Below are 11979 nucleotides of genomic sequence, written 5' to 3'. Positions count from 1 at the left end.
CGTATTCCTAGTATATCATTTTAAAAATAAATGTATAATCAACTTGACAAAAAGTAAAGTTAACCATACATTAATAACAAGGTGATACGATGAAAATTCGAAATCGAGTGAAAGAGCTACGTGCCAGAGACCAATTCACGCAAGGAGATTTAGCACAGGCCGTCGGCGTTACACGCCAAACGATCGTCGCTTTAGAAAAAGACAATTACACCCCTTCGCTCATCTTGGCGATGCGAATTGCAGAAGTGTTCGAATTACCCGTTGAACAAATATTTACATTGGAAAAAGAGGAGGAAACGACATGAAGATTGTTTGGGGACTCGTTTGTTCATTTGTAACGTTATTTTTGTTCGGCTGGAGCTTGGTTGCCATCTTTAACTTTGTCCACGAATTCGTAGGCTCCATTCAACAACCATCACTCGCAGCTTCCGCTTCATTGGACTTGATGCCTATTGTTTTAATTTCAATTTTCGCAGCCATCCAGTTTTTCATCGCAAGGGCGAAAAAAATCCCATACCGTAAGTCGGTATGGCTCCCGGCAGAGATTGAAGAAACCGACGAACGAGAGAAAACCATTACACAAAAAGCGAGCCGAGCCTCTTACGTAAGCATGTACTATGCCGTACCACTCGCCGGTGCCCTCATTACGCTATATCCACTCGTGATGACGACCATGCCATATTTTCCTGTGTTGATCGTCATGCTCATCCCTCTCGTTCAAGTGATTGTGTATGCCATTACTTGGAACCGGGCGTATTATGCTGTCTAACTCATTGATTTGTGATGTGGCCTCCGACTAGCTTCATGCAACACTGTCTAGCGCAGCACCTATCAAAAATCAATCCATAGACCATTCTATGGATTGATTTTCATTGGTTTTCTGGATGAATGGGTGAAGATCACACTATAGAAGCCAGAAATCTTCCCATTGAAATGCCAATGGGAAGATTTCCACTAAATAAAATTTACACACAGGTGGATACCGTTTGGCATGCTCAAACGCGAGGCCACTTTCTCCATGCTCATGCGCTTTCGGCGACAGCGACTTGTGCTAGCCTTAAAAAAGCGGATGCCTATCTAAGGCACCCGTTTTTTTGCTTACTTATCAACATAGGATGAACGTAACATTTTCTTAATTGCACAGATTGTTGTTTCTTTCCACTTTAGGCGGATGCTTGCAGTCCAGACTACAAGGACAACATCGGTGGTCATAGTACGCCCACCGTGTTTTCTATGCACTCCAAAGTATAAGTGCAACATCACGTTTCTGCCTCCTGGCTACGGTGTGTGGAAAGAAGTCCAAATGCCCCATATATCCATATTTGTGACATTTGAGAAAGAAAAATCATGATTTTACACGTGAATGCGCACATAAACGTAGTCAACTGTCACAAATATCACGATTTGTGACAGTTGCGTGCCGAAAGTGCCCGGTTTAAGGGTTGGATTGTCACATACGTGACCGGCCATCACATGTTTGTGCCAGGCAGTGCACCTTGGTTACAACTTTTTACCCTTCGGCAAACGTTGTCCTTGTTGCCCGCAACCCTTGCAGTGACGAACAACAATCGGCAACGAGATGAATTTCAACAGACAATATGCAAGCACTCACCCGCAAAGACCCCTCTCGGTCATCCGATTTAATGAATTTCTTTAGTTCAACTTATCTAGCAGTAAAACGGCAAAGTATTTTCTGGCGTCGGCGTTACCGATTCGCAGTGTCTCTCTTTCTCCATCGGCGTTCACGAGGGTGAGCAGTGCGCCACTCAAGTCTTCGCGAACGTCATTGATCTGATACCCTCTTAGAATATAGTCATCAATTTCTTGTTTTTCTTTTACATAATCGTCGTACTCGTTCAAAGCGTTCACCTCGCTTCTTTGAAAGTTTCTACTTCTTCGTCTTGCACGGTCCAGTCTCTTCCAACGGTTAAGCCGAGATAAGTGTCATCATCTGGGTTTTCCAGTTCTGCTTGCGGATAGCGCTTAAACCACCAATATTTGGCGAGAACATAATATACTGTCCCGCCGAGCACGAGACCGATGATAAATGAATAGGACGGGAACAGGAGGGAACCCCCTCCACCTGCAATCCACGCCAATAGTCCAGCGACGTTGATGCCTTTCCAATAATGATATTGTCCGGTTTCTTCATATAAATCAGTCACGTTTACGCGACGTTTGCGGATGATGTAATAATCGACGACGAGGATGCCCACAATGGCGGCTAAAATGCCACCTACGAAAAGAAGTGCCGGTACAATGATGTCAAACAAGTTCCACGGTTGCACGAGAACGCCAATCGCCCCTGCGATCATGACCCCTACCCAGAATGGCACTTTCGGTCCGCCAACGTTGGAAAAGATGGTGGCAGCGGGAATGACATTGGAAGATGTGTTTGTTGACCATTGGGCGAGGGCGATCATGAGCATGAGTACGCCGAGTAAGATTCCGTTTGTGGTCGTTTCCATTAATGCTTCTACAGGATTGGAATTGAAGACAGCCATGTACGAAACTGCACCGACGATGACCATGAATGTGTGAACGATCGGCATAGCGACGAGACTGCCGATGAGTTGACCACGATTGCGTTTGAACCAACTCCGCTCGTACTTCGGCGCTTTTATAAATCGTGATATGGATGGCATATCTGCAGCGAGCGTACCCCAAAACCCCATCGTTGCCATTACAACGATAAAGAAGGCACTCACCGCTTCAACACCTACCGCTGGTGCTTCCACCCACGCCCACACATCACGCCCAGCGGCGGTTGCTTGGGATGAAAGCGCGATGTACATCCAGCCAGAAATAATCACAATTACGGGTGCGGCAAGATTAGCAAAACGCTCGACAGCTTTGATCCCAAATGCTGTATTAAAAAGCTGTAATGCGGCAAATATGAGAAAACAAATGAACCATTGATCGATGCCAAACAGCATAAACAAAATGGCGTTAATCCCGGTGGCACCAAAGAACGTATTGATTCCAAACCAGCACGAGGCGACGAACCCGCGAAAAATCGAAGGAATGTGCGTGCCAATTGTGCCAAAAGGAGCTCTCATATACACCGGGAATGACAACCCATGTTCAATGCCGATGTCCCCGGTCAACGTCATGCAAAGGCCAATCCCTAAAGATCCAATAATCGTTGCGATAATGACGAGGTGTAAGGGTAACGTTTGAATGCCATCTCCACCAATAGCAAACGCAGCGAGGACGACGGCCATACTTACCCAAAGAATGGCAAACCCGACCGTGCTCATTTTTCGTTTTAATTGAGAGATCGGAAACAAATCAGGCGACTTTAAATAGCTGCTTTTAGAACTCATCTCATCTACCTTTCTACTGATATATTCCGAATCTCTCGTTCTCTTTTATTTTGATAGTGCGGCTTGTTGTTTCAACGGTTCTCCGTATTTCGCTCGTTTAACAAACTGACCCGCACCGTTCGTGCCGACGAACGTTTGATTGTCGACGATCGTTTTGCCGCGTGACAACACGGTTTTAGGCTGTCCAACGACTTCCATTCCTTCAAAGGCGCTGTAATCGACCGCTAAGTGATGGGTGCTAGCGGACAGTGTTCGCTTCACACTTGGATCAAAGATGACGACGTCTGCATCGGCACCGACACAAATCGTTCCTTTTTTCGGGTGCATGCCGAACAACTTCGCCGCTCGCGTTGACGTAACGTCAACAAACTGGTTAAGAGATAGCCTGCCTTTGGCGACCCCTTCGGAGTACAAAATACTCATCCGATCTTCGATGATCGGTCCACCGTTCGGAATCTTCGTGAAATCTCCTTTGCCTAAGTCTTTTTGTCCTTCGAAATCAAACGAGCATTGGTCACTACCGATCGTTTGCAGTGATCCGACTTTGAGTGCGTTCCATAACACATCTTGATGTTTTTTCTCTCTGAGAGGCGGGGACCAAACATATTTTGCGCCTTCGAAATCTGGGCCTTTCATCATTTCTTCGTCAAGAACGAGGTATTGTGGGCACGTTTCCCCCCAAATATCTGCCCCAGCCTTGCGAGCTTCCTCAATCTGTTTCACTGCTTGTTCACACGTCACATGGACGACATACAGTTGCGAATCGGCAAGTGCCGTCAGATGGCAAGCTCTACCCGTTGCCTCACCTTCAACCGACGGTGGGCGTGTAAGCGCGTGGTGGATCGGGTCGGTTTTTCCATTCGCAAGCGCTTCTTTCGTCAAATAATCAATCACATCACCATTTTCTGCGTGAACCATGACGAGTGCGCCGAGCTCTTTTGCTTTGATCAATGTTTGGAAGAGCGTGGAATCGTCTGCTTGAAAGACATTTTTGTAGGCCATGAACACTTTGAACGACGTGATGCCTTCTTGTTCAATGACTGCCGGCAATTCTTCTAACACGTCATCGGTAATCTCACCGATCATGAGATGAAAACTGTAATCAATGACCGCTTTGTCTTTTGATTTCTCGTGCCACGTCGTGATCGCCTCAGAGAGCGGCTTGCCTTTTTCGGTTAAACAAAAATCAACGATTGTCGTCGTTCCCCCGTGCGCCGCGGCAACAGTTCCGGTATCAAAATCATCGCGTGTCACGGTTCCGCCAAAGGGCATATCCAAGTGCGTATGGGGGTCTACCCCGCCTGGAAATACGTAACAGCCCGCGGCGTCAATTACTTCTGCTCCATCCTCATTAAACTCTTTCCCAATTGCAGCAATCTGCTCATCGACGATAAGGATATCTGCTTCATACGTTTCTGCAGCGGTCGCAATCGTTCCGTTTCGAATAATTTTCTTCATTTCCACCATTCCTTTCTATGAATTGGCTAAGCTCTTAGCGTTAATGGCATTCTGGCGTGTATTCCATGAGAGTGGCGGCAAGTTATTGTCTTTTTCAATCATGTCAATGGCACCGTCGACTGGGCAAACGATGGAGCAAAGGTTACAGCCGACACATTCTTCTTCACGAACCTGTAAAATCGGTTCACCGTCTTCGCCTTTTAACATGTCAATGCATTGATGTGCGGTATCTTCACACGCGATATGGCACTTATTGCAATTGATACACACGTCGTTATTAATTCTAGCGACTGTCTGATAGTTTAAGTCCATATCTCCCCAATCGGAGTACTTCGGTACAGTCTTGCCAATGATCTCTTGGACCGACCCGATACCTTTTTCATCAAGATAGTTACTTAGGCCGTCAATCATATCTTCAACGATACTAAAACCATGGTGCATCGCAGCCGTACACACTTGCACACCTGACGCACCCATCAGCATAAATTCGACTGTATTCTGCCAATCACCAATTCCCCCGATTCCTGAAATCGGTACGTTTATGCTTGGGTTTCTCGCGCACTCAGCGACCATGTTAAGGGCGATTGGCTTTACAGCCGGTCCACAATATCCCCCATGAGCGCCTTTTCCGTCTACATTCGGAACGGTATTCCACGTATGAATGTCAACGCCAGCGAGGCTATTGATTGTATTAATCATACTCACCGCATCTGCTCCGCCTTGGACAGCCGATTCTGCAGTGACGGTAATGTCGGTAATATTCGGGGTCAGCTTGACGATGACCGGGGTTTGCGCTACTTCTTTCACCCAGTACGTTTGCTTTTCCACGAGTTCTGGTACTTGACCAGAGGCCGCCCCCATGCCTCTCTCTGCCATGCCGTGTGGGCATCCGAAGTTTAATTCCAAGCCGTCAACACCGACCGCTTCTACTCGCTTGACGATTTCATGCCATTTCTCTTGTTCGGGCTCGACCATGAGTGAAGCAATAATGGCATGGTCCGGGAAGCGGAGCTTCGTTTCTTCAATTTCACGTAGATTCACTTCTAGCGGGCGGTCGGTAATGAGTTCAATGTTGTTAAACCCAGCTACTCGCTGTCCGTTGAATGAAACAGCAGCAAACCGGGACGACGTATTAATGATCGGTTCTCCAAGCGTCTTCCAAACGGCGCCTCCCCATCCTGCTTCAAACGCTCGTTGTACTTGATATCCTGAGTTTGTCGGCGGTGCACTTGCTAGCCAAAAAGGATTCGGTGATTTGATTCCTGCTACATTTGTATACAAATCTGCATAATACCCCTCCTATGCTGTTGACTCAGCTTGTAATCCAGATAGTTTCTCGTGAACTTGATACGCCGTTTGCTTGCCTTGTTCCGAGGCAGTAACGACCATCGCTTCACCTTGACCTTTACCGAAAATAACGTCGCCACAAGAGAACACATTGTTTACGCTCGTTTCAAAGCGATCGTCATTTAACGTCACGACCCCACCATCATGGTGGATATTAAATTGCTCTAATAGGTCGGTATAACGAGTTTGACCAATCGCTTTAATGACAAAATCAACCTCGAGTGTGAACGTGGAATCCGGTATTGGCATTGGTCTTCTACGCCCATCTGCATCGGCTTCACCTAGCTCCATCTTCTCGCATTCAATGGCGCATACGTTGCCCGCTTCGTCTCCGATGAGACGTTTCGGAGCCGTTAACCACCGGAACTCGACCCCATCTTGCTTTGCGAACTCATACTCAAAGTCATAAGCGGTCATTTCCTTCTCGGAACGACGATACAAGATCTTCATATTTTCTGCCCCGAGTCGAACCGCACACGTTGCCCCATCAATCGCTGTATTTCCAGCGCCGATAACGACGCCTTTTTTGCCAGCAAACGCTTGTGACAGTTGCCCACTTTTCGTTTGTTTCACAAACTCAATGGCATCGTGAACACCGTTCAATTCCTCTCCCTCAATCCCAAGCATCGGCACGTCGGACATGCCGACGGAGAGGATAACTGCATCGTGATTTTCTTTGAGTTCTTCTAAGCTAACGTCACGACCGACGCGGGTGTTTGTGCGAATATCGACGCCTACTTGTTTCACTTGATCCACTTCCCAAAACGATACGCGCTTTGGCAGGCGAAATGACACAATGCCATAGGTGTCTAAACCGCCAGCCTCTTCTTCGGCTTCATATATGGTCACGCCATAACCCATGAGTCCTAGTTCCCGTGCAGCCGATAACCCCGCTGGTCCTCCTCCAATGACGCCTACGCTTTTCCCATTCGGTTTTCCAGATTTGAACAACACTTTCTCATTATGAATCGCCCAATCCGTGGCATAGCGTTGCAGTTTCCCAATCATAATCGGCTGTGTGGAACCATTTAACACACAAGCCCCTTCGCAAAGCTCCTCGGTTGGACAAACACGAGCACAACTAGCGCCAACCGGATTAGCCTCCATAATTTTTCTTGCTGATCCGAGTAAATTATCACTTGCGATCTTCTTAATAAATGATGGGATTTCAATGCCCGTCGGACAAGCTGTAATGCAAGGTGCGTCATAACAGTACAAACAACGACTGGCTTCTTCAAACGCTTCTTGGTGAGAGAGCGGTGGCTCAACTTCATTAAAATTCGCCTGTAATTTCTCCAGCAACATTTCATTCCCTGTACTCATCAAAGATCACCTGCTTTTCTTTCAGAATAAAAGTCTAATGTACGATTTTCTAACAAAATACTTGAATATTTAGATATTTCTGAGTGGAAGTTCACTCTGCCGCAATCGTCAACACACTGTCCAGAATGACATTCACTCCGCGCTCACAATCTTCCCAAGGCGTAACTTCGTCCTCATCATGACTTTTCCCACCAATGCTAGGCACGAACACCATCGCAGATGGAATATAGCTCGCAATAAACTGGGCATCATGTCCAGCTCCACTGACCGTCTTTTTATACGGATAATCAAGCGCTTGGACCGATTGCTCAAGCGTATGAACAATTTCAGGATTGAACCATACGGTACCTCGTCCCCAAAGCTTCGTTACACTTACTTCACACGCTTCGTCACTTTCTGATTGCGCAAGACGATTAATTATTTGTTCGACGCTCGCGATCGTTTTTTCATCTTGATGGCGGGCTTCTATAGAAAAAACAACACGATTCGGGATTACTGTATGAATATTCGGAACAACATTCATGCGCCCCATCGTATACACCAAATCATCGTCCAACTTCTGTAATTGCTCTCTCGCTTCAACAATTTTATCGGTCGCTGTAAACAGCGCATCTCTTCTCATATTCATCGGGGTCGTCCCAGCGTGGTTCGACTCACCACTCACAACAACTTCATAGCAGACCATACCAACGACACATTCAACGACACCAATTTTTAATTCTTCCCTCTCTAAACTTGGCCCCTGTTCAATGTGCAACTCTAGAAAAGCTTTCGCTTGTTGCAAACGGTGACTCACGTCTCCAGCATAACCAACGTTCTCTAGCGCATCTTCAAACGAAATCCCTTCCGTATCTTTTTTTGCAAACATCATTTCTTTCTCAAACTTCCCAGAAAGAATACCTGAACACATCATGGACGGCTCAAACCTGGCACCTTCTTCATTCGTAAAGTTTACAATCACGATCGAAGACTCGTGCTGAACACCGTGCTCAACAATCGTTCGAACGACTTCTAAGCCTGCAAGTACACCGAGCACACCGTCAAAACGCCCGCCTTTTTTCACAGAATCTAAGTGAGAACCAATAACGACCGGTGGCTTTTCACGGTCCGTTCCAACAAGTGTCGCGTACATGTTTCCTAAATCATCAACATTCACCGTCATCCCTAACGCTTCACAACACGACCGAAAATAATTGCGGGCTTGTCGGTCTTCCTCTGATAAAGCCAAGCGTGTAACACCATTATTCTCCGTTTTTCCAAACGATGCGAATTCTTCTAGTGATTGTTTTAGTCTGTCACCATTGATTAGCAATTTCTGTTGCTTCAAGCGACACGCCTCCTTACGTTTGAAAACTACATGTTTAGAATTTATTGAATTTTAAATATACCTTCAATTCTACACGCATCCCAAAGCGTGTACATGTTACAAAATGTTTATTTTTGAATCCATTTGTTAGTCAAAGTGTCCATACGATCATCATTAAATCGAAGAATGGAAGCGCCAATGTTCGTTACTACTTGTTTCTACATCCGTTTTCCATTGTCCTCTTCATCTCATTCCTTAAAGAACAAATCCTCGAGAGCGCTCTCGAGGATTTGTTCTATTGGGCAACGATGGCGGTATCTTTGAGTACAGACTGTAATGTCTCGATAATCAAATCACAGTCTTCGTCGGTCATGCTAAGCGGCGGGGCAAGGGTGAGGACATTGTTGTAGTCAGCAACAGTGTCGGCATTTTTGCCGACGATGAGTCCTTTCGCTTTGCAAGCCGCAATGATTCCACCGACCATTTCTTTACTTGCAGGTGTTTTCGCCTGCTTGTCTTTGACGAGCTCGATGCCGATGAGCAGTCCTTGCTGGCGGATATGACCAATGTGGGGCTCGGCGGTGAGTGGCTCGATGCTTTGTCTTATCCGGCTGCCGAGTTCATTCGCACGGGCGACGAGATTTTCTTTTTCCATAATTTCTAAGTTTTTCAGTGCGAGTTTACACGCGGCGGGGTTGCCGCCAAACGTGTTGACTTGCCGGAAATGATCGCTTTCGTCTGTGGTTTTGAAGACGTCATAATATTTTTGTTTCACCGCTGTTGCAGCGAGTGGCAAATACCCGCTCGTAATGCCTTTTGCCATCGTTACAATGTCAGGTTCGATGCCGTAGTTTTGATAGCCAAAGTTCTCACCTGTGCGACCAAATCCGCAGATCACTTCATCATTGATAAGGAGAATGCCATACTTGTTGCAGATTCGCTCCACTTCTTTTACATAGGCAGGGTGTGGGATGAGGATGCCACCGCCTGTAATGATTGGCTCCATAATGACGCCAGCAACCGTTTCGGGGCGCTCCCACACAATTGTCTCTTCCATCATCCGGGCACAAGCGAGACTCCATTCTTCAAAGGACTGTCCATCGGGCGCCCGGTATTCATCAGGGGCGTGGACATGAATGAATCCAGGGAGCAGCGGTTCATAGCGAAACTTCCGTTGCGCCTGACCGGTCGCAGAGAGCGCGCCGAGGGTATTGCCATGATACGCTCGGTAGCGGGAGATGAACTTATACCTGCCGGGTTCCCCATTTTGATAATGATATTGTCTAGCGATTTTAAAAGCTGTCTCATTCGCTTCAGAGCCACTGTTGGAGAAGAACATTCGATAATCGCCTTTTAGCCATTCGTTTAGCTTTTCGGCAAGTTCGATGGCAGGCACATGACTGTTGGACAACGGGTGAAAAGGCATTTGCCGAAGTTGCTCGGCGGCAGCGTCGACGAGCTCATCACGACCGTATCCGGCATTGACGCACCAAAGACCTGACATACCGTCTAAGTAGTCGTTTCCTTCAACGTCGGTAATCCAAGCTCCTTTTGCCCGCTCAATGACCATCGGGTTTTGATCATTTTGGTACGGTTTCATATGATGCCAAACATACCTTTTGTCCTTTTCATACAACTCTTTTTGCTTTGTTTGGTCAGCCATTTCGCTCATCCTCTCAAAGGTTTAATCGAACCAGCGACTCGTCAGCATTTTCTTCCGTGTAAAAAATTCCACGCCGTCTCGTCCGTTTGCATGCAAATCTCCATAAAATGAATTCTTCCAACCCGAAAACGGGAAAAATGCCATCGGTGCGGGAACGTTGACGTTAACGCCGAGCATACCGACTTCAATGTCCTCGCGATATTGTCTGACCGCTGAGCCGCTTGCGGTATACAGTACCGAACCGTTTCCAAAATCAGATTGATTCGTCAGTTCAATCGCTTCTGTCAAATCTTTCACTCGGATTACACAAAGAACTGGGGCAAAGATTTCTTCTTTCCAAATCGTCATCTCCGTCGTGACGTGATCAAAAATAGTCGCTCCGAGATAATACCCACTCGTGCTAGCTTCGACATCTTTTCTCCCATCTCGAACGAGGGTCGCATTTTGCTCTTCACCAAGCTCAATATAGTTGTGCACTTTATCAAGTTGACTTTTGCGAATTACGGGACCTAAGTCAACCCCTTCATCAATCCCGTTACCCATTGTTAATTTGTCCGCCGCTGCATTTAATTGAGCTAAAAACTCATCGGCCACGCCATCTTGTACGAGACAGACAGATGTGGCCATACAACGTTGACCTGCACTTCCGAATGCACCGTTCATCACACCTTCTACCGTTTTCTCTAGGTTGGCATCATTTAAAATGATGGAATGGTTTTTGGCGCCACCGAGTGCTTGCACGCGTTTGCCGTTTTTCGCGGCAGTTTCATACACATACTCAGCAACGGGCTGGGACCCGACGAAGGAAATTGCTTTTACGTCTTTGTGTTCGAGTAAGCCATTTACAACGTCTTTGGCTCCGTGAACGATGTTAAATACGCCTTCGGGCAAGCCTGATTCTGAAAGAAGTTCAGCGAGTCGCTGCGCGAGCAGTGGCGTTCGCTCTGAAGGTTTGAGGACGAACGTATTTCCACAAACAATCGCAAGTGGGAACATCCAGCACGGCACCATCATCGGAAAGTTGAACGGCGTAATGCCGCCGATGACACCTACAGGATAACGATACATACCCGACTCAATGCCATTTGCGATATCGGGAAGGATTTCGCCTTTCATGAGTTCGGGAGCACCTGAGGCAAATTCAACGTTCTCAATCCCTCGTTGTACTTCGCCATAGGCGTCTTTGTATGTTTTTCCGTTTTCTTTCGTGAGGAGTCGCGCAAGTTCTTCGTGATGTTCAACGAGTAACTCATGGTACGTATACATGTATCTCGCCCGCACCGGTACTGGTACTTTTCGCCAAGTTTCATACGCTTTTTTGGCCGCTCCTACTGCTTTGTCTACGTCTTCTTTTGTTGAATACGGAGTGTGCGCAATGATTGACCCGTCTGAAGGGTTGAATACATCTTCACCTTCTCGACTTGAATCTGTCCATTGTCCACCGATGTAATTTTTTAGCATTGTCGTCATCATTGTCCCTCCATGTTCTTCGACCATACGTATTGTGTATACAGCCGATGCATTGTAGACAATATATCAAATTTTCTGCATAATAT

At 46.7% G+C, this 11979-nt stretch carries 10 protein-coding genes; 2 read left to right on the top strand and 8 right to left on the bottom strand.

What is annotated here, in order from left to right; genetic code table 11:
* Positions 1 to 89 precede the first annotated feature (89 nt).
* The gene (locus JCM19039_RS15205; protein WP_042400720.1) at positions 90 to 305 is read left to right on the top strand and encodes a helix-turn-helix transcriptional regulator; all 216 of its coding nucleotides are present in this window, start codon (positions 90 to 92) and stop codon (positions 303 to 305) included.
* A complete protein-coding gene (locus tag JCM19039_RS15200) occupies positions 302 to 769 on the top strand; it encodes a hypothetical protein (protein ID WP_042428744.1) in 468 nt (155 codons plus the stop codon). The genes JCM19039_RS15205 and JCM19039_RS15200 overlap by 4 nt, the downstream gene beginning before the upstream one ends.
* Before the next feature lie 884 nt (positions 770 to 1653).
* Here the strand turns inward: JCM19039_RS15200 and JCM19039_RS15195 are convergent.
* The 8 genes from JCM19039_RS15195 to JCM19039_RS15160 all read right to left on the bottom strand — a co-directional run bounded on the left by JCM19039_RS15195 (position 1654) and on the right by JCM19039_RS15160 (position 11893).
* Complete coding sequence (locus JCM19039_RS15195; RefSeq protein WP_042400723.1) at positions 1654 to 1860, bottom strand: hypothetical protein; 207 nt, start codon at positions 1858 to 1860, stop codon at positions 1654 to 1656.
* A gap of 5 nt (positions 1861 to 1865) precedes the next feature.
* The gene (locus tag JCM19039_RS15190) at positions 1866 to 3326 is read right to left on the bottom strand and encodes an NCS1 family transporter (RefSeq protein WP_042428741.1); all 1461 of its coding nucleotides are present in this window, start codon (positions 3324 to 3326) and stop codon (positions 1866 to 1868) included.
* 45 nt (positions 3327 to 3371) lie between these two features.
* Entirely contained in the window at positions 3372 to 4784 is a 1413-nt protein-coding gene (hydA, locus tag JCM19039_RS15185) for a dihydropyrimidinase (RefSeq protein ID WP_042428739.1), read from the bottom strand.
* A gap of 15 nt (positions 4785 to 4799) precedes the next feature.
* Positions 4800 to 6065 (bottom strand): NAD-dependent dihydropyrimidine dehydrogenase subunit PreA, encoded by a 1266-nt coding sequence (gene preA / locus JCM19039_RS15180; RefSeq protein WP_042428736.1) that lies wholly within the window; start codon positions 6063 to 6065, stop codon positions 4800 to 4802.
* An 18-nt stretch (positions 6066 to 6083) separates the two neighbouring features.
* Positions 6084 to 7454 carry an NAD(P)-dependent oxidoreductase gene (locus JCM19039_RS15175; protein ID WP_042428734.1) on the bottom strand — a complete coding sequence of 457 codons (1371 nt, stop codon included), beginning with the start codon at positions 7452 to 7454 and terminating at the stop codon, positions 6084 to 6086.
* Between the two features lie 91 nt (positions 7455 to 7545).
* On the bottom strand, positions 7546 to 8781 hold the full coding sequence (locus tag JCM19039_RS15170) for a Zn-dependent hydrolase (protein WP_042428731.1): 1236 nt from the start codon (positions 8779 to 8781) through the stop codon (positions 7546 to 7548).
* 274 nt (positions 8782 to 9055) lie between these two features.
* Positions 9056 to 10423: an aspartate aminotransferase family protein gene (locus JCM19039_RS15165; RefSeq protein ID WP_042428729.1), complete on the bottom strand. Its 1368-nt coding sequence runs from the start codon at positions 10421 to 10423 to the stop codon at positions 9056 to 9058.
* A gap of 21 nt (positions 10424 to 10444) precedes the next feature.
* Positions 10445 to 11893 (bottom strand): CoA-acylating methylmalonate-semialdehyde dehydrogenase, encoded by a 1449-nt coding sequence (locus JCM19039_RS15160; RefSeq protein ID WP_152550229.1) that lies wholly within the window; start codon positions 11891 to 11893, stop codon positions 10445 to 10447.
* Positions 11894 to 11979 lie beyond the last annotated feature (86 nt).

Origin of the sequence: Geomicrobium sp. JCM 19039, from assembly GCF_000698145.1 — a bacterium.
In the GTDB taxonomy this organism is placed as follows: domain Bacteria; phylum Bacillota; class Bacilli; order Bacillales; family Marinococcaceae; genus Geomicrobium_A.
The sequence above is the reverse complement of the archived record's forward strand: the minus strand, read 5'-3'. Positions and strand labels throughout refer to the sequence as shown.

Excerpts from the sequence above, each read along its gene's own strand:
- JCM19039_RS15190 (WP_042428741.1), bottom strand. The coding sequence starts at position 3,326 with ATGAGTTCTAAAAGCAGCTATTTAAAGTCGCCTGATTTGTTTCCGATC.
- JCM19039_RS15200 (WP_042428744.1), top strand. The coding sequence starts at position 302 with ATGAAGATTGTTTGGGGACTCGTTTGTTCATTTGTAACGTTATTTTTG.
- JCM19039_RS15175 (WP_042428734.1), bottom strand. The coding sequence starts at position 7,454 with ATGAGTACAGGGAATGAAATGTTGCTGGAGAAATTACAGGCGAATTTT.
- JCM19039_RS15165 (WP_042428729.1), bottom strand. The coding sequence starts at position 10,423 with ATGGCTGACCAAACAAAGCAAAAAGAGTTGTATGAAAAGGACAAAAGG.
- JCM19039_RS15205 (WP_042400720.1), top strand. The coding sequence starts at position 90 with ATGAAAATTCGAAATCGAGTGAAAGAGCTACGTGCCAGAGACCAATTC.
- JCM19039_RS15160 (WP_152550229.1), bottom strand. The coding sequence starts at position 11,893 with ATGACGACAATGCTAAAAAATTACATCGGTGGACAATGGACAGATTCA.
- hydA (WP_042428739.1), bottom strand. The coding sequence starts at position 4,784 with ATGAAGAAAATTATTCGAAACGGAACGATTGCGACCGCTGCAGAAACG.